Source organism: Xanthobacter sp. ZOL 2024 (assembly GCF_052932325.1).
This window is the reverse complement of sequence record NZ_CM128808.1, coordinates 4,186,163-4,203,762: the sequence shown is the minus strand read 5'-3', so window position 1 is coordinate 4,203,762 and position 17,600 is coordinate 4,186,163. Positions and strand designations below refer to the sequence as shown.

The 17,600-nt window shown below is 68.6% G+C and carries 13 protein-coding genes; 9 read left to right on the top strand and 4 right to left on the bottom strand.

All coding sequences use genetic code 11. The features are described from left to right. Positions 1-208: 208 nt before the first annotated feature. Positions 209-1,330, top strand: a complete 1,122-nt coding sequence (locus tag ACU4E7_RS19260; protein WP_238122938.1) for a carboxylate-amine ligase — start codon at positions 209-211, stop codon at positions 1,328-1,330. A 56-nt stretch (positions 1,331-1,386) separates the two neighbouring features. On the opposite strand, the gene ACU4E7_RS19255 is transcribed toward ACU4E7_RS19260, so the two are convergent. Next, complete coding sequence (locus ACU4E7_RS19255; protein ID WP_447019839.1) at positions 1,387-2,235, bottom strand: fumarylacetoacetate hydrolase family protein; 849 nt, start codon at positions 2,233-2,235, stop codon at positions 1,387-1,389. A 536-nt stretch (positions 2,236-2,771) separates the two neighbouring features. Between ACU4E7_RS19255 and ACU4E7_RS19250 the strand changes: the two genes are divergently transcribed. From ACU4E7_RS19250 to ACU4E7_RS19235, 4 genes are read left to right on the top strand one after another with little or no spacing between them, the layout of a single operon-like run. After that, positions 2,772-3,581, top strand: a complete 810-nt coding sequence (locus tag ACU4E7_RS19250) for a UDP-2,3-diacylglucosamine diphosphatase (protein WP_238122936.1) — start codon at positions 2,772-2,774, stop codon at positions 3,579-3,581. Continuing rightward, positions 3,581-4,648: a glycosyltransferase family 4 protein gene (locus tag ACU4E7_RS19245; protein WP_273546341.1), complete on the top strand. Its 1,068-nt coding sequence runs from the start codon at positions 3,581-3,583 to the stop codon at positions 4,646-4,648. The genes ACU4E7_RS19250 and ACU4E7_RS19245 overlap by 1 nt, the downstream gene beginning before the upstream one ends. Beyond that, positions 4,645-5,628, top strand: coding sequence for a threonine/serine dehydratase (locus ACU4E7_RS19240; RefSeq protein WP_238122935.1), 984 nt, complete (start codon positions 4,645-4,647; stop codon positions 5,626-5,628). The genes ACU4E7_RS19245 and ACU4E7_RS19240 overlap by 4 nt, the downstream gene beginning before the upstream one ends. A 32-nt stretch (positions 5,629-5,660) precedes the next feature. Then, entirely contained in the window at positions 5,661-6,884 is a 1,224-nt protein-coding gene (locus ACU4E7_RS19235) for an MFS transporter (RefSeq protein ID WP_447019838.1), read from the top strand. On the opposite strand, the gene dgcA is transcribed toward ACU4E7_RS19235, so the two are convergent. After that, the gene (gene dgcA, locus ACU4E7_RS19230) at positions 6,836-7,828 is read right to left on the bottom strand and encodes an N-acetyl-D-Glu racemase DgcA (protein ID WP_447019837.1); all 993 of its coding nucleotides are present in this window, start codon (positions 7,826-7,828) and stop codon (positions 6,836-6,838) included. The two genes, ACU4E7_RS19235 and dgcA, sit on opposite strands and share 49 nt — an antisense overlap. A 346-nt stretch (positions 7,829-8,174) precedes the next feature. Here dgcA and ACU4E7_RS19225 point away from each other — a divergent pair, with 346 nt between their 5' ends. The 4 genes from ACU4E7_RS19225 to ACU4E7_RS19210 are packed head-to-tail and all read left to right on the top strand — an operon-like array spanning position 8,175 to position 11,789. Further along, positions 8,175-9,302, top strand: a complete 1,128-nt coding sequence (locus tag ACU4E7_RS19225) for an ABC transporter permease (protein ID WP_238122932.1) — start codon at positions 8,175-8,177, stop codon at positions 9,300-9,302. Positions 9,303-9,312: 10 nt separating this feature from the next. Further along, on the top strand, positions 9,313-10,122 hold the full coding sequence (locus tag ACU4E7_RS19220; protein ID WP_238122931.1) for an ABC transporter ATP-binding protein: 810 nt from the start codon (positions 9,313-9,315) through the stop codon (positions 10,120-10,122). A 45-nt stretch (positions 10,123-10,167) separates the two neighbouring features. Beyond that, a complete protein-coding gene (locus tag ACU4E7_RS19215; protein WP_238122930.1) occupies positions 10,168-11,091 on the top strand; it encodes an MlaD family protein in 924 nt (307 codons plus the stop codon). A gap of 8 nt (positions 11,092-11,099) precedes the next feature. Beyond that, entirely contained in the window at positions 11,100-11,789 is a 690-nt protein-coding gene (locus tag ACU4E7_RS19210; RefSeq protein WP_238122929.1) for an ABC-type transport auxiliary lipoprotein family protein, read from the top strand. Between the two features lie 225 nt (positions 11,790-12,014). Here the strand turns inward: ACU4E7_RS19210 and ACU4E7_RS19205 are convergent, their stop codons facing one another. Further along, the gene (locus ACU4E7_RS19205; protein ID WP_238122928.1) at positions 12,015-12,788 is read right to left on the bottom strand and encodes a hypothetical protein; all 774 of its coding nucleotides are present in this window, start codon (positions 12,786-12,788) and stop codon (positions 12,015-12,017) included. Between the two features lie 163 nt (positions 12,789-12,951). Next, the gene (locus tag ACU4E7_RS19200) at positions 12,952-17,256 is read right to left on the bottom strand and encodes an apolipoprotein A-IV repeat region-like domain-containing protein (RefSeq protein ID WP_447019836.1); all 4,305 of its coding nucleotides are present in this window, start codon (positions 17,254-17,256) and stop codon (positions 12,952-12,954) included. Positions 17,257-17,600: the final 344 nt, after the last annotated feature.

Here is a 17,600-nt window from a genome sequence, read left to right as displayed (position 1 = left end):
ACGAAAATATTTATTTTGAATAAGTCGTAACAGAATTTGCTGTTCTGCATCTTTTTGCGTGCGCTGCGGTAAGATCTTGTGCGCGCATCGCTGTTGATGTTATTTTTTGATCGCCCCATTTTCGACCGATTTTGCTCCAGTGTTACGCCATCCTGCGTTACTGATGGGATGTTCGCTGGGGTGTTTCATAAAAATATTGGAGGCTGGAATGTCGGAGTGCTACCGATTCGGAATCGAAGAGGAGTTCTTCGTCGTCGATGGGGAGTCCATGGCGATCCAGCGGCGGATGCCCACCGGCTTCCACGATCATCTGCGCGAGGAGCTGGGCGCGGCCGTTACGGGTGAGATGCTGCAATCGCAGATCGAGGTGGCGACACAGCCGGCCACCGATGCGCAGGCCGCACTGGATGAGCTGCAGGAGCTGCGCCACAGCGCCGGCCGGGTGGCGGAACGCCATGGCCTGGCGGTGATGGCGGCAGGCACCCACCCCACCGCCAGCTGGGAGGGTGCCCGGGCGAACCGGGCCCAGCGCTACGGCGGCCTGATGAACGATCTGAAGATGCTGGGCGAGCGCAACATGGTGTGCGGCCTCCACGTGCATGTGGAACTGCCGGACCCGGACCAGCGGGTGGATGTGATGCGGCGCCTGGTGCCCTACATCCCCCATTTCATCGCCCTCGCCACCTCTTCGCCCTTCTGGGGCTCCAAGCACACCGGGCTGATGGGCTACCGGCTCGCCGCCTACGACGAGCTGCCGCGCACCGGCCTGCCGGAGATGTTCGAGGACCACGCCGCTTATGAGCGCTATGTGGGGGCCTTGGTGGAGGCGCGGGCCATCGAGGATTCGAGCTATGTGTGGTGGAGCGTGCGCCCCTCCCGCAAGCTGCCGACCCTGGAGCTGCGCGCGCCGGACAGCTGCACCCGGGTGGCCGACAGCATCGCTATCGCGGCCCTGTATCGGGCCCTGGTGCGATTCCTGGTGCGCAATCCGCAGCACAATCGCGAGGTGAGCAGCGTCGATCGCGCCATCGCCGGGGAGAACAAGTGGCGGGCCCAGCGCTACGGGGTGCACGGTTCGTTCGTGGATCTGGCGCAGCGCCGGGCGGTCTCGGTGCGCGATTGCGTGGAGGGGCTGGTCAATCTGGTGGCCAGCGATGCCGAGGAACTGGGCTGCCTCGATCCGGTGCTGCACGCCCGCGCCATCGCCGAAGGCGGCACCAGCGCCGATGTGCAGCTGGCGGTGTTCCAGGAGGCCCAGCATCGCACCGGCAACCGGGGCGAGGCGCTGCGGGCGGTAAAGAGCTGGCTGGCGCACACCACGGTGCAGTGAGCCGGCGCGCGGCGCCGCCATCGCGCCTCGGGGGCGATGGCGGCGGAGGGCGGCGGTTACGGCTGGAAGGGCACCACCGTCTGGCGCTGCTCGCCGAGCCCGTCGATGCCCAGCCGCATGACATCGCCCGCCTTGAGGAAGAGCGGCGGCTTGTGGCCCAGGCCGACGCCGGGCGGCGTGCCCGTGGTGATGACATCACCGGGGTCGAGCACCATGAACTGGCTGAGATAGTGCACCAGGAAGGGGATCCGGAAGATCATGGTCCGGGTGGAGCCGTCCTGCATGCGGGTGCCGTTGACGTCGAGCCACATGGGCAGGGCGTCGAGGTCTCCCATCTCGTCCGGGGTCACCAGCCAGGGGCCGAGGGGGCCGAAGGTCTCGCAGCCCTTGCCCTTGGTCCATTGCCCGGCCCGCTCCATCTGGAACGCCCGCTCGGAGACGTCGTTGCACAGGCAGAAGCCGGCGATATGGGCCAGCGCGTCCTTCTCCTCCACATAGCGCGCCCGGGTGCCGATGACGAAGGCGAGCTCCACTTCCCAGTCGAGCTTGGTGGCGCCCTTGGGGATCATGACATCGTCATGGGGTCCGCAGATGCAGTTGGGCGCCTTGTTGAACACCACCGGCTCAGTGGGAATCGCCATGTTGGTCTCGGCGGCGTGGTCCGCGAAATTGAGGCCGATGGCGATGAAATTGCCGGGGCGCGGCACGCAGGGGCCGAGTCGCGCGCCCGCCGGGGCGAGCGGCAGGCCGGCGGGGTCGAGGGCGGCGACACGCGCCAGGGCCGCGGGCGCCAGCGCGGCGCCGTCGAAATCCTTGATTACCGCCGACAGGTCGCGGATCAGGCCTTGGGCATCCACCAGCCCGGGACGTTCCTCCCCCGGTGCTCCGAAGCGTACCAATTTCATGCCCGTGCCTCCTCTGGCTCCGCAGCGCGTCGCGCGCGGGCTGCACGCTGCCGTGCGTGCTGCCCGCGGTCAATGGCCGGAGCCTGCGGCCGAGCCGCGAGTGTAGATGGCGCCTTCCTCTAGGGCATTGAGGGTGATGGCGAGGCACCGTCTAGACCTCGTCGCGCGGTGGCGCGCGGCGCGCGCGATGTGGCGGGGTGGATGGTAATAATCGGTTGAGATCATAGCATCAGTGCCGCAGCGTGCCGGTATGTTGGTGTGTGGACACTTAGCCGTCTTCCAAGTGACGGCAAGAACTACTGCATTAAAACAAGGCATGGCCAAAAATCAGCCGGGGCTGCTTCCGTTTTTCGCGCGTGCGTCATAAAAGGGAAACAGGACTCCGGATAACTCCCACGCAGTCTCCTTCGGGGCGGCGCGCGGAGCGCGACGACAACGCCGTGGCGTGTGGGCACCGCTGGTGGGGGTGCACGATGATCGAGTGCAACGATGATCAGGTGCAGCGTGGATCAGGTTCAACGTGCGGAGGTCATGGCGTGAGCGACACTGCGGATGCGCGACGCTATCGCGCTCTCTTCCTGTCGGATGTCCATCTCGGCACCAAGGGGTGCCAGGCCGAGCTTCTCCTCGATTTCCTCAAGTATCACGATGCGGATGTGATCTATCTGGTGGGTGACATCGTCGACGGCTGGCGGCTGCGCTCCTCCTGGTACTGGCCGCAGAAGCACAATGACGTGGTGCAGAAGCTGCTGCGCAAGGGCCGCAAGGGCACCCGCATCGTCTACCTGCCGGGCAATCACGACGAATTCCTGCGCGATTATTACGGCACCCATTTCGGTGGTATCGAGGTGGTGGAGACCGCCATTCACGAGGCGGCGGACGGCAAGCGATACCTGGTGATTCATGGCGACGTGTTCGACGTGGTGGTGCGCCACGCCAGGTGGCTCGCCTTCCTCGGCGACTGGGCCTATTCGGCGGCGCTCACCACCAACACCTACGTCAACCGCGTGCGGCGCAAGCTGGGGCTCACCTATTGGTCGCTCAGCCAGTGGGCCAAGCTGAAGGTGAAGAACGCCGTCAACTACATCGGCAAGTTCGAGGAGGCGGTGGCCGACGAGGCCAAGCGCAATGAGGTGGATGGGGTGATTTGCGGCCACATCCACCACGCGGTTATTCACGACCAGTTCGGGGTGCGCTATGTGAACTGCGGCGATTGGGTGGAGAGCTGCACAGCCATCGCCGAGCACGACGACGGCCGCATGGAGATCATCTGCTGGACCCGCAATCTGAAAACCCTGCCGAGCAAGGATTCGGACCTGGTGGAAGGGGCCCAGGCGGCCGCCTGATGCGCGTTCTCATTGCGACGGATGCCTGGCATCCGCAGATCAACGGCGTGGTGCGCTCGCTGGAGTACACCGCCCGCGAGGCCGAGCATCTCGGCGCCCATCTGGAGTTCCTGTCGCCGCAGGAGTTCCGCACCCTACCCATGCCGTCCTACAGCGAGATTCGCCTGGCGCTGGCCACCCCGCGCATGATCATGCGGCGGATCGAGGCCATGCAGCCGGATTTCGTGCATATTGCCACCGAGGGGCCCATCGGCATGCTGGTGCGGCGGGCGTGCATCGCCAGCCGGCGCACCTTCACCACCTCCTACCACACCAAGTTCCCGGAATATCTCTCGGCCCGCGCACCGGTGCCCGAGCGCTGGACCTATGCCTGGCTGCGCTCGTTCCACAATGCCGCCGGTGGCGTCATGGTCTCCACCGCCTCGCTGGAGCGGGATCTGGCGGCGCGCGGCTTCAAGCGGCTGATGCGCTGGTCGCGCGGGGTGGACGCCGACCTGTTTCGGCCGCGGCCCGAGGCGACCTTGAACATTCCCCGGCCGGCCTTCCTGTTCGTCGGGCGGGTGGCGGTGGAAAAGAATATCGAGGCCTTCCTCGATCTCGATCTGCCCGGCTCCAAGGTGGTGGTGGGCGGCGGGCCGGCGCTGGAGAGCCTGCAGGCCCGCTATCCGGATGTCCATTTCCTCGGCCCCAAGGAGGGCGAGGATCTGGCCCAGGTCTATTCCGCCTGCGACGTGTTCTGCTTCCCCAGCCGCACGGACACCTTCGGCATCGTGCTGCTGGAGGCGCTGGCCAGCGGCCTGCCGGTTGCGGCGTATCCTGTTACCGGCCCTTCCGACGTGCTGGCGGACGCCACCGAGCCGGTGGGCGTGCTGGACGAGGACCTGCGCACCGCCTGCCTCAGGGCGCTGGAACTGTCCCCCGCCGCGGCCCGCCGCTTCGGCGAGCACTACACCTGGCGGGAGAGCGCCCGTCAATTCCTCGATAATGTGCTGGTGGCACACGATATCGGCCCCATCGCGCGGCGCTATCGCCTTCGCCTGCGCCGTCGGGTAGCTTCCGGATCATGAATCCTTCGCCGATCCTTCCCATCGCCGCCGACGTGGATGCCGCCGCCCAGCGCCTCAAGGGGGTGGCCGTGCGTACACCGCTGGTGTTCTCACCGGTGCTCAGCGATCACTGCGGTGCGCGCGTGTTCCTGAAGCCGGAAACGCTGCAGCGGACCGGCTCCTTCAAGTTTCGCGGCGCCTATAACCGAATCTCGCAGATTGCCGAGGACCGGCGGGCCGCCGGCGTCGTGGCCTGCTCGTCCGGCAATCATGCTCAGGGGGTGGCTGCGGCGGCGGCGCTGCTGGGCATGCCGGCGGTGATCGTGATGCCCAGCGATGCCCCGGCCCTGAAGCGGGAGCGCACCCTGGCCCTGGGGGCCGAGGTGGTGGATTACGACCGCACCCGGGATGATCGTGACGCCATCGCCGCCGCCATCGCGGCGGAACGCGGTGCGGTGCTGGTGCCGCCCTATGACGATCCGGATGTGATCGCCGGGCAGGGCACGGTGGGGCTGGAGATTCTGGAAGACCTGGCGGCACTGGGGCTCACCCCCGATCTCGTCGCCGCCAACACCTCCGGCGGCGGCCTGGTAGCGGGGCTGGCGCTGGCGGTCCGCACCCGCGTGCCCACCGCCCGCATCGTCGCCTGCGAGCCCACCGGCTTCGAGGATCACGCCGCCTCGTTTCGCAGCGGCCAGCGCGAGCGCAATGCGCAGGCCACCGGCTCGTTTTGCGATGCGCTGCTGGCGCCCACGCCGGGAGCGGTGACCTTTCCCATCACCCGCGAACTGGTGGGGGAAGCAGCGGCGGCCGATGACACGGAAGTGGCACGGGCCGTCGCTTACGCCTTCCGCGAATTGAAGCTGGTGGTGGAGCCGGGCGGCGCGGTGGCGCTGGCGGCGCTGCTGGAAGGCCGGCTGAAGGCCAGCGGCACGGTGGTCATCGTGCTGTCGGGGGGCAATGTGGATGTCGCCACTTTCATGCGGTGTCTGGCGGCGTGACGCGCTGGGCGCGGTGACGGGTGGGCGCATGCATGTCTGAGGCTCCGGCGGGACAACGCTGTGCGGATCCCCCGCCGGGCGGCGCGTTGAAGCTCACCCTGGGCGCGGCGTTCGCCACCTTCTATCTGCCGCTCGGCATCCAGGTGCCCTACCTGCCCCTGTGGCTGCAGCATCGCGGCCTGGGGCCGCAGGAAATCGGCATCGCCATTGCCGTGCCTTTGGTGACGCGCCTGTTCGCCACCCCCGTGCTCGGTCTGCTGTCCGACCGGCTGGGACGGCCGCGCGCCACCTTGACCGCGCTCGCGGCCATGACGTGCGTGAGCCTCACCTTGCTGGCCTTCAGCGTCGATCCGTGGCTGATCTTCGTGGTTTGCGGGGTGATCGCCCTGAGCTGGAACCCGAGCTTCGCGCTGCTGGATTCCTACGCCTCGCGCCAGGCGCTGGCTGGGCGGGCCGATTATGGGCGCGCGCGCCAGTGGGGCTCGGCGGCCTTTCTGGCGGCCAATGTGGCCGGCGGCGCGGTGATCACCCTGACGGGCCCCGGCTCGGTGGTCGTGTGGATGGTGCTCGGGGCGGTGAGCTATTTCCTCGTCACCCTCCTGCTGCCGGAACTGCCGGCGCCGACGCCGGCCCCGGCCGGCGCGGGGCCCGCGGCGCGGCTGCCGCGCTGGCTCGTGGCGGGGATTTTGGCCGTGGCCCTGGTGCAGGCGAGCCACGCGCTGCTCTATGCCTTCGCCTCCCTGCATTGGCGCGCGCTGGGCTGGTCGCTCACCACCATCGGTCTGTTGTGGGCCACCGGCGTGGCGGCGGAGATCGGCGTTTTTCGCTTCGGCACCCGGCTCATGGGGGCCATGGGGCCGCATCGGCTGATCGCCCTGGGGGGCGTGGCGGCGCTGCTGCGCTTCGGGGCCATGGCGTTCGATCCGCCCCTGTGGCTGCTCTTCGGGCTGCAACTGCTGCATGGGCTCACCTTTGGCGCCACCTATCTCGGCATGGTGGAACTGGTGGCCCGTGGCGTCAGCGAGCAGCGTTCGGGGGCGGGGCAATCCCTGGCGGCGTGGACGGTGAATCTCGTCATGTCCGCCGCCAGCATGGCTTCTGGGCCGCTGTGGGTGGCGCTGGGCGCCTCGGCCTTCGTCGCCTCGGCGGGGCTTGGGGTGGCCGGGGCGGTGCTGGCTCTGGCGCTTGGTGGCGGGGCGCCGGCGGCTTATCCCCACAGGTCCGGCGCGGGGGGAAACACCTCGGCGCCCAGATAGGTGAGGTGGGGCGTGCGGTCGCGCGCCAGCAGCAGCGGCCCGTCCAGGTCCACCACGGCGGCGCGCTGGGCCACCAGCAGCGCCGGAGCCATGGCCAGGGAGCTTGCCAGCATGCAGCCCACCATGAGTTGGAAGTCGAGGGCTTCCGCCGCCTCGGCCAGTGCCAATGCCTCGGTGAGGCCGCCGGTTTTGTCGAGCTTGATGTTGACGGCGTCATAGCGATCACGCAGCGCGGCGAGCCCCTGGCGATCGTGCACGCTCTCGTCGGCGCAGATGGGAACCTGATGGGGCATGTGCGCCAACGCGCCATCGTCATCCGCCGGCAAGGGCTGCTCCACCAGCTCCACCCCGACTGCCGCGCAGGCGGCCATGAGGGCGGGCAGGTCGGTGGCGCGCCAGCCCTCGTTGGCATCGACGATCAGCCGCGCCTGCGGGGCGGCGGCGCGCACCGCCGCCAGCCGCTCCGGATCGCCCGGGGCGCCCAGCTTGAGCTTGAGCAGGGGCCGGTTGGCCATGGCGGCGGCCGCCGCCATGGCGGCGGGCGTGTCGAGGCTCAGGGTGAAGGCGGTGGTCAGCGGCCGCAGCGGCGGGAGGCCGGCGGCGCTGGCAGCGCGCAGCCCGCTCCGCTTGGCCTCCAGATCCCAGAAGGCGCAGTCGAGGGCGTTGCGGGCGGCGCCCGCGGGCAGGCGCTGCTGCAGGGCCCGCCGGTCCAGCCCGGCGGCGATCTCCGGGGCGAGGGCACGCAGGGTTTCCGCCACCCCCTCGACCGTCTCGCCGTAGCGAGCATAGGGCACGCACTCGCCGCGCCCGGTCAGGCCATCGGCAGACAGGCGGGCTTCCACCACCACCGCCTCGGTCTTGGAGCCGCGGGCGATGGTGAACGTGCCGGCGATGGGGAAACGGGCGATCTCGACCGAAAGGGCCGGGTGGGCGGCGGGCGACATGGATGGGCCTGTGGTTGCAGTTGGGCCTCAAAATGGGCCTCAAAGTGTGCCTCAAATGCCGACATCTCCGAAAATCGCCTCTTGAACAGGCGGTGCCCGCAGCGGTGGGCGCCGGTGATGTGGTAAGGAGGCCGGAGATAGTGGCTTTCAGGTCTCGAATCGTTATCAGATTCGGCATTGTTCAGGGGAGGCGTGGCGCGGATCCGCCGGGGGGCGAGCGGCGCAGGGCACGTCTCACTGATGCGACATTTGAGGTGCTGCGGCACTCGGGCTGCTGCGGCGTTCGGGGCGGCCGCCACTGATCTCGGCGCATCGGCGCACAGGCAGGGTTCCGGGAGACGTCGCGTTGCCGCATACCTCGTTGATCTCCGTGCATACCCAGGATGATCGCCTGACGGTGGCGGGGCGGGGTGCGTGGACCTCCGAGCACGCTGCCGAGCTCGAGCAGGTGGTCAACGAGACCGTTGCCACCTATGGCAAGCCCGCGGCGGTGGATTTCGACCTCGCCGGCGTCGAGCGTATGGACACCTTCGGCGCGCTGCTGTTCGACCGGCTGCGCCGGTCCTGGAGCGACCAGGGGGTCGCGACCCAGGTGCAGGGGGTGGCGCCGCGCTACAAGATCCTGATCGACGAACTGGCTGGGGCCGACCATGGCGAGCGGCCGCCGCCGCGGCGCCGCGAGGCCATCGTTGAGCATTTCGGGCATTCGGTGGTGGATTCGGGGAAGGACGCGCTGGCGCTCCTGAACTTCATCGGCGCCACCATCGCCGCCATGTGGCGGGTGCTGCTGCGGCCGCGCAAGTTCCGCTTCACCGCCATGGTGAACCAGATCGACCGGGTGGGTTTTCGCGCGGTGCCCATCATCGTGCTCATCACCTTCCTCATCGGCTGCATCCTGGCGCAGCAGGGCATCTTCAATTTCCGCCGCTTCGGTGCCGACATCTATGTGGTGGACATGGTCGGCGTGCTGGTGCTGCGTGAGCTGGGGGTGCTGATCGTCTCCATCATGATCGCCGGCCGCTCGGGCAGCGCCTACACCGCCGAGCTGGGCTCCATGCGCATGCGCGAGGAAATGGACGCCCTGCGGGTGATGGGCTTCGATCCCATCGAGGTGCTGGTGGTGCCGCGGGTGCTGGCGCTCATCATCTCGCTGCCCATGCTGACCTTCATCGGCTCCATGTCGGCGCTGCTGGGGGCGGGGCTGGTCTCCTGGGGCTATGGGGGCATCACGCCGGACGTGTTCCTGCAGCGGCTGAAGGGCGCCATCGATCTCGACCAGTTCAACGTGGGCATGATCAAGGCGCCGTTCATGGCGGCGACCATCGGCGTGGTGGCCTGCCTGGAAGGCATGCGGGTGGGCGGCAGCGCGGAATCTCTGGGTGAGCACACCACCGCATCGGTGGTGAAGGCCATCTTCCTCGTGATCGTGATGGACGGGCTGTTCGCCATGTTCTTCGCAGCCATCAACATGTGAGGCGGGGGAGATGGAGACCCAATCCCAGACCCCGCTGCCCGGCGCCGCCAATGGCAAGGACGCCATCATCCGCGTGCGCGACATCGTCGTGGGCTTCGGCGAGAAGATCATTCTCAACCATCTGGATCTCGACGTGTATCGCGGCGAGATCCTCGGTTTCGTCGGCACCTCCGGCGGCGGCAAATCGGTGCTCACCCGCACCATCCTCGGCCTGGTGCCCAAGCGCGAGGGGCTGGTGGAGGTGTTCGGGGAGAATCTGGACGACCTCAGCGAGCGCGAGCGTTCGGCGCTGGAACGGCGCTGGGGCGTGCTGTTCCAGCAGGGGGCGCTGTTTTCCTCGCTCACGGTGAAGCAGAACATTCAGTTCCCGCTGCGGGAGAACCTGAAGCTGTCGCAGCGGCTGCTGGACGACATCGCTTTCACCAAGATCGAGATGGTGGGCTTGAAGCCGGACGTGGCCGAGAAGCTGCCGTCCGAGCTCTCCGGCGGCATGGTGAAGCGCGCGGCGCTGGCGCGCTCCCTCGCCCTCGATCCGGAGATCCTGTTTCTGGACGAGCCCACATCGGGCCTCGATCCCATCGGCGCGGGCGAATTCGACGAGCTCATCCGCACCCTGCAGCAGACTTTGGGGCTCACGGTTTTCATGGTAACCCACGATCTGGATAGCCTGCATACGGTCTGCGATCGCATCGCGGCCCTGGCAGAGGGGAAAGTGATCGCGCAGGGCACCATCGAAACCATGATGCAGGCACAGCATCCGTGGTTGCGCGCCTATTTCCATGGCGCGCGGGCACGGGCGGTGCAGCGCGGGCGCGGGTGAGAGCGGCAGAGCGAGCGGAGCGGGCAGGGCAACCGAGAGCAGGGCATGGAAACACGGGCCAACTACACTTTGATCGGAGCATTCACGCTCGCCGTTATCGCGGCGGTGTTCGGCTTCGTCTACTGGTTCGCCGGACCCGAGGATTCCAGCGCCCGCAGAACCTATGAGATCATCTTCGATGGCTCGGTTTCGGGGCTGCGGCAGGGCAATTCGGTGCTGTTCAATGGCATCCCGGTGGGCCAGGTTCTGAGCCTCAACCTGGTGCCCAACGAGCCCGGACAGGTGAAGGTGCTGGTGGGGGTGGACAAGAACGTCCCGGTACTGTCCGACGCGCGGGCCGGGCTGGAATCCCAGGGCATCACCGGCATTGTCGCCGTGGGCATTCGCGGCGGCCAGCCCGGCGCCGCGCCACTGCCCATCGGCCCCGACGGCTACCCGCGCATTCCGGCCGATGGCGGCATGGGCATGGCGGGCCTGGTCAATTCGGCCCAGGGCGTGGCGCGCAAGATCGAGGTGGTGCTGCAGGCCATCAATCCGGATGAGATCGCCTCCATTATCAAGAACGTGGACACCTTCTCCAAGGCCATCGCCGACCGCTCCGGCGATGTCGCAACGCTGATCGAGCAGTCGGAAGCGCTGGTGACCCAGCTCAATACCGTGGCCGGCAAGGTGGATTCGGTGGTGGCCAGCCTGCAGAAGGCGGCCGAGGACAAGGACGGCCTGCTCAACCAGGCGACGCAGGCCGCCACATCGGTGCGCGAGCTCGCCGACAATCTGGACAAGCGCACCGCCGTGCTCACCACCGAGATCAGCCGTTTCACGGGTCCCGGCCTGCGCCAATACGAGGCGCTGGCGGTGGATGGCCGGCGGACCCTTTCCGAAATCGAGCGGGTGCTGCGCAGCCTGGAGCGCAATCCGCAGCAATTCATCTTCGGCGGCAACACCAACGTGCCGACCTATAGGCGATGAGTATGCCCATGATGGAGCCCATCCGTACCCCCTTCGCTGATGCGGGCCGCGTGGCGCGGCCAGCCGGCCGGGGGCGTCGCAGCGTCGGGGCAGGGGCGGTCCGCGCCGCTCTTGGATCCTCGCGCGCCCTGGCGGGGGCCGTCATTCTCGGGTTCGGCCTGCTGCTGGCCGGGTGTTCGACCCCGGTGCCCACCTTCGACCTGAGCGCGCCGAGCGGTTTCACCGCAGGCGGCAGCGGCAGCGCCCAGCTGGTGGTGACCACGCCGACCGCGCTGGCCGTGCTCAACACCGACAAGATCGTCGTGGAGCCGACCCCGGGGCAGCTCGCGTATCTGGGGGATGCCCAATGGGGCGACAGCCTGCCCTCGCTGTTGCAGGCCCGCATCATCCAGGCCTTCGAGAATGCCAGCAAGCTGAAGCGCGTGGCGCGGCCCGGCGACGGGGTGGTGGCGCAATATCAGCTCGTCACCGACATTCGCATGTTCGGCCTCAGGGTGACCCCCGAGGGGCCGGTGGCGGTGGTGGAGCTTTCCGCCAAGGTGATTGGCAATGCCGATGGGCGTATCGTCGCCGCCCAGGTGTTCCGCGGCCAGGCGCCGGCATCGGGCTCCTCCGGGGCGGCAGCCACGGCGGCGCTGGATCAGGCCTCCAACCAGGTGCTGACGGCCCTGGTGCGCTGGGCTTCCGCCAAATTCTGATCTGACACGTTCTGATTTGAACGACGCCGCGCTGTCCGTGCGGCCTCTTTCCGCGCCCGGCCGCCCGGGTGGGTGCCCACAGCCGGCCTTCCGCTTGCCCGCATCCGCTATGCGCGCGCATCTCCGCACTCGCATCTCGGCACTTTTGCCCCGCCAACAAAAACCCCGCCCGCGCGGGGCGGACGGGGTTGGGCTTGTGGGTGCGACTGGCGCGGTCTGGCCGGCTCAGATGCCGACTTTGTTCAGCTCCGCATAGACCCCCTCGGCCCAGGTGCGCAGATCCATCAGGCCCGCATAGGCCGACCAGATCTCGATCCCGAACTTCTCCGAGAGATCGTTCTCGGTCGCGGAAAGGGCCTCTTCCACCGGCGTATAGGTGCGCTCCAGGTGAGGCCAGAGCTCCGAGGTGCAGCGCGGGATGGTGATGAAGCTGAGGTGGCGGCCCGCCCCGGCCTTCTCGATGCGGGCAAGGTCCTGACCCTCGAAGGTGCCGCCCACCTCGTTCTGCACCACGACGATATTGTTCACCGGCAGGGCCCCGCCCACCACCACGTCCTCGATCAGGGTCGAGACATTGTCGATGGAATGGGTTTCCGGCTTGGTGATCACCAACAGGTCGATCTCCGGCGAATTGCGCTGCTGCATGATGTGGGCGACGCGCCGGTGATGGGCCCACTGCACCAGCTGCGGCACCACGTTGGCACCGAGATCCAGCACCGCGCCGCCGGTGAGCAGCAGGCCGCCGAAGCGATCCCAGTAGCGCAGCGGCGCGTTGGCGTCATTTTCGGTCTTGGACGAGGCGAGGGTGGAGCCGATGCCCAGTTCCAGAACCTTGGTGGGGAAGAACTTGCCGATCTTGGAATGGCCGGTGCCATCGGTGAAGTCCGCGGCCACCAGCCGGTAGGAGAGTTCCCGCTTGCGCAGGGCCGAAAACACCATCTGGGCCAGCGTGGTCTTGCCCTGGCCGCCGGCATAAGCGGCGCAGATGTAGGTCTTCATGATCGGAAGGCTCCCCCACTGGGTCTGATGAATGCGGATGACGGGGCCATGTGCTTTTCACAGGACGTGGCCGTCATAGGAATAAGATGCACCCTGATGACATGACGATGGCATCGCGCCCGGAGGGAGGCCCTCCGGGCGCGAAGGATGTCGGTGTGCGGGCCTACTCGAAGCGCCCCGCAAGATGGGCCAGCATGGTGTAGACCTTGCCGGTGTCGGACCCGAGATAGGTGCGGGTCAGCTCGTCGCCGCGCTCGCCCGCGCCCACCTGCTCCAGCAGCCGGTCGAACTCGCCAAGGTAGCGGTCCACCGTGGTGCGGAAGGTGGCGTCGCTGCGATAGCGCCGGCGCAGGCTCTCGAAGGTCTGGAGGCCCTGCAGGGTGTAGATGCGCCGGGTGAAGGAGGCGCGCTCGCCCTTCAGGTAGCGGTTCCAGCACTCGGCGGTGGCCGGGCCATCCATCAGCCGGCCGATGTCGGCGGTCAGGCTCTCCAGGGAATCGGGCCCGGGCGCCGCTTTGCCTTCACCGCGACCCTCCACCTCACGGCTCGGGGCGCTCTTGGCATCCGCCGGTTTCGCCTGTGCGACGACGGGCGACGGGCTGGTGGCCTTGGTCGGGGCGCGCGGGGCAGGACGCGGCTCGTGACGCGGCTCGTGACGAGACTCCTGGCGGGTCTTGGCCACCGGCTCCTGCTGCAGATCGTCAGAGGCCCGAGCCAGCAGCTCGGTCAGCAGCGCCCCTTTGTCGTCACCGCGGGCTTCGCTCTTCACCTCGGCCTTGGCGGGTGCCACGGGGCGGGCCACCGGGGCGGGGCGCTCCGAGCGGCTCGGCTGGGGATTGCCGGTCTGGGGGGGCACGGCCGACAGTTCGCGGGCCACGGAGGCGCGGCCGAGGTCCTGCGCGGTGGCGCGGGCGCCCGCCTCCACCACGTCGAACGCCTGACCTTGGCGGGCCACGATCTCGTTGAGCTCGGCCAGGGCCTTGATCTGCTCGGCCACCGCACGGCGCATGGTGGCGGCGCTGGCCTCGGTCTCCGCCGGCAGTTCGAGGATGCCGCGCTTCATCTCGGCACGGGCCAGCTCGATGGCGCGCTGCACCTCTTCGGTGGTGCGCTTGAGCTCGCGGGCGGCCTCGGTGAACTGGGCCCCGGTCTCGCCGAACAGGCGGTGCACGTCGCCCAGCGCGGCCTCGTAGGTCTGGCGCAGGGCGGCGGCGGTGCGCTCGCGCTCCGCGTCGGCGGCACTGCGCATGGCCTCGAACTGGCTTTCCAGCACCTTGGCCGAGCCGGAGGTGGCCTCTGCCACCACGCCGGCGATCTGCCGGGCGCGGCCCTGGGCGGTCTTGAAGCTGTCTTCCAGCATGGCGTGGAAGTGCTGCAGGCGGCCATCCATGTCGGCGACGCGGGCGTTGAGGGCGCTGGTGAGCTCCTCCATGCCCGAGCGCCGCGCCTGCAGGGTCGCTTCCACCCGCTCGTGGGTGGCGCCGAGGGACTGGGAGGCATCGGCCAGCAGGCGGCTCTGCTGCTCCAGGCGCTCGGTGAGGGTGGTGATTTCCGACAGGGCGCCGCCGGACAGGTCGCGCAGGGCGCGGATCTGGCCATCCAGCCGCTGGGCGGCGCTCTCGGCGGTCTGGCCGATGCCGCCCACGGTGGCGCTGAAGCTGTCCACCTGCTGGGCGAAGGTGCCGGAGAAGTCGCCGAGATTGGTCACGGCGCTGTTCATGGCGTGCTGGAAGGTGGAGTTGGCCTCGCCCAGGCGCTCGATGATGGCCTGCACATCGCCCTTGAGGGCAGTGTTGGTGGCGGTGATTTCCGAAACGGCGCGCTGGCTGGTGCGCTCCAGCGCCAGCAGGAACGAGCCGTTCTTGTCGTCGATGAGGTGGGCGATCTCGTTCAGTCGGCTGCCGAGGGCGTCGGCCACCGTCTCGGCGTGGCTGGTGAGGTTCTGGCCCACGTTGAGGGACAGGTCGGTCAGCGCGCGCTCCACGTCGGCGGCGCTGGTCTTGAGGGCGCCGTTGACCTGCTCCAGGCGGCCGACCAGGGTGTCAGCCATGGCGCTGCCGCGCGCCTCCAGGGCGGTGGCGACACCATCGAGGCGGCCGAGCACCAGCTCTTCGATGCGGGCGACGCGGCCGTCGAGCACGCCGGCGATCTCCTGGGCGCGGCTGGTGAGGGTGCGCTGCACGCCGTCGGCCCGCTCCAGCAGCACATCACCCAGCACCTTGTTGCGGCTGGCGAAGAACGCGTCGAGGGTCTCCACCGACTTGTCGAGGGCCTCGGTGGCGCCGCGGGTGCCATCGGCCAGGGTGCGGGCGAGGTTCACGGTGCGGCTGGCGAGGGTCTCGGTCAGGCTCTGGGCGCGCTGGTCGAGGGTCTGCTCGATGCGGGCGATGCGCTGATCCATGGTGCTCGCCACGTTGGACGTGGTGGAGGCGAGGCGCTCATCGAGGCTGGCGACGGTGACGCGCAGGTTCTCGTTCACCGCGTTCACGCGGTGGTTGATCTGGTCCATCAGCTCGGGGGCGTGGACCTTCACGGTGGTGTCGAAGGCCTTCACCCCGTCCTGCACCGTGCGGGCGAAGGTGGTGCCGTCGTGGTGCAGGCGCTCGGCCAGCTCGGCGCCCTGCACGGTGATAGTTTCCTCGATCGCCTTGAGGCGGGTGTTGAGCATCTCCTTGATGGCGTCGCCCTTGGTGCCGATGGTGGCGGCCAGGGTGTCGGCGGTCTCGCGGAAGCTGTCGGTGACACGGCTGCCGCGGGCGCCGATGGCCTTGGTGACCTCGGTGCCCACCACCGAGAGGCGCTCGGTCATGTCGGAGCTGGCGGCGGTGAGGGCCGTGGCGATCTCGTTGCCCTTCTCCACCAGCGCCGAGGTGATCTGCGTGCCGGAACGATCGAGCGAGCCGGTGATGCGCTCTCCGGTCTCAGCAAGGCGCTGGGGTAGGGTCTCGCCGCGCACGGCGACGGCGTCATAGATGCGATCGCTGGTGGTCTCGATCCGCTCGGCCAGCTCGGCGCCGCGGGTGGCGAGGGTGGCGCTGATGCTCTCGCCGCTCTTTTCCAGCTGCTCCACCATCTCGGCGCCACGGGCACCGAAATCGGCGACGATGGATTCGGTGGCCGAGCGGAAGGCCTCGCCGGCCTCGCCGATGCGGGTGGCGATCTCGTCGGTGAGCCGGCCGCCGTTCTCGGCCAGGGTGTCGTCGATATTCTTCTTAAGCCGCTCGATGTTGACGTTGACGTCTTCACCCCAGCGATCGATCAGCACCGCCACGTCGGAGGTGGTGGACAGCAGGTTGGTGGCGAGGTCGTCGGTGCGCGACTTCAGGGTCTGCACCAGCACGTCGCCGGAATTGGAGAGGTCCTGGCGGATCTCCGAGCCGGTGAGCTGGAGCCGGTCGATCAGCTCGGCACCCTTGGCGGTGAGGCTGTCGATCATGGAATCACCGACCCGGGCAAGGGCGGAGGTGATGTGCTCGCCCTTCTGACCCAGGATCTCGGTGACGCGCTCGCTGGCCTCCAGCATGGTCTCATGGATGCGGCCGGAGACGTCCTTCACCTCTTCGGACAGCACGGTTTCGGCGCCGGCGATGCCTTCACGCAGCCGCTCGGTTTCCAGCTGGATGTTGTGGCGCTCCGCCTGCAGCTCGTCGATCAGGTTGCGGATGCGGATCTCGTTTTCCTCATAGGCGCGCTCCAGCAGCGACACCTCGGTGCGTACCATGGCTTCCAGCTCGCCGGCGCGCGCCACGGCGCGGTCGACGCCGTCGCCCATGGCCGCCACCTCGCGGCGTACCGCCTGGCCGACGCTCACCACGCTTTCGGTGGCGATGGATTCCGGCTGCGCCAGGCGTAGCGCCACCTCGGTCATGGACCGGGCGATGCCCTGCAGCTCCTGCGAGCGGCGCATCACCGCCGCCATGCCGAAGAAGGCCACCGGCGGCACCAGAATGGAGGCGAACACACCGAGCAGGGCCGGCGAATTGGCCAGCGACTGCATGCCCTCGGAACTGGCCATCAGGCCGCGGTGATAGGCGAAGGCCAGGGCGATGCCGATGACGATCCACAGCACCGAAGCGCCGGCGGCCCACCAGTAGGGTGCCGTGGTGGCCGGGCTGCGCAGCTGCGTCACCATCTGGCCGACGGTCTGCCGGTCATCATTGGCGGCGCGGCGCTCGCGCGTTTCGGGACGGGGGCGGGCGGCACCCTCGCGGCGGGGGTCGTCGGTGCGCGGCGCGCGCCGGCCGATGGCGCGGGTGCCGGCGTTGGGCAGCGGCCGGTCGGGTGGAGGAATGGGATGATCGGGCAGCGCCGCCGGCTCCACCAGCGCGCCGCGCTCCGGGTGCGGCTCGGCCGGCCGTTCGGCGGCCGCCTCCTTCTGTGCCGCGGCGGCCTGCGCCCCGTCCAGCTCCAGCGTCAGCGCCTCCTGAATCGCCGAGAGGGCGGCCTCGGTCGGATCCTGAATCTTCATCGGAGTCTTCATGTCGCCGTCGCCTTTGCCTTCGAGAGGGCCGTGGCTCGTCCTGCCCGGTGCCGCAATCCCGATACTCACACGCTACTCGTCTCAGCGGGCCGAGGCCCCGGCCGGCCGCCGAGGCGGAAGGCCGCGCAAACACGTCTTGCCGTCCGGACAGGCCGGCGGAAGATGGTTTACGGATCCTTATCCTAACGGGGGGCGGAATGGCTTTGAACCAGCCGGTGGGCTGAGAATGAAGATATCGTTAACGCCGCGTCCGCCGGCGAGGCTGGCATCCGCCGCCGCTTGGGGCTATAGGGCGCCAACTGCCTTCCCTGGAAGGTTTTCAATCCATCGGG

Coding starts and splice junctions, on each gene's coding strand:
- ACU4E7_RS19255 (WP_447019839.1), bottom strand. CDS start 2,235: ATGAAATTGGTACGCTTCGGAGCACCGGGGGAGGAACGTCCCGGGCTG.
- ACU4E7_RS19235 (WP_447019838.1), top strand. CDS start 5,661: ATGTCTGAGGCTCCGGCGGGACAACGCTGTGCGGATCCCCCGCCGGGC.
- ACU4E7_RS19260 (WP_238122938.1), top strand. CDS start 209: ATGTCGGAGTGCTACCGATTCGGAATCGAAGAGGAGTTCTTCGTCGTC.
- ACU4E7_RS19220 (WP_238122931.1), top strand. CDS start 9,313: ATGGAGACCCAATCCCAGACCCCGCTGCCCGGCGCCGCCAATGGCAAG.
- ACU4E7_RS19205 (WP_238122928.1), bottom strand. CDS start 12,788: ATGAAGACCTACATCTGCGCCGCTTATGCCGGCGGCCAGGGCAAGACC.
- ACU4E7_RS19215 (WP_238122930.1), top strand. CDS start 10,168: ATGGAAACACGGGCCAACTACACTTTGATCGGAGCATTCACGCTCGCC.
- ACU4E7_RS19210 (WP_238122929.1), top strand. CDS start 11,100: ATGATGGAGCCCATCCGTACCCCCTTCGCTGATGCGGGCCGCGTGGCG.
- ACU4E7_RS19200 (WP_447019836.1), bottom strand. CDS start 17,256: ATGAAGATTCAGGATCCGACCGAGGCCGCCCTCTCGGCGATTCAGGAG.
- ACU4E7_RS19240 (WP_238122935.1), top strand. CDS start 4,645: ATGAATCCTTCGCCGATCCTTCCCATCGCCGCCGACGTGGATGCCGCC.
- ACU4E7_RS19245 (WP_273546341.1), top strand. CDS start 3,581: ATGCGCGTTCTCATTGCGACGGATGCCTGGCATCCGCAGATCAACGGC.
- dgcA (WP_447019837.1), bottom strand. CDS start 7,828: ATGTCGCCCGCCGCCCACCCGGCCCTTTCGGTCGAGATCGCCCGTTTC.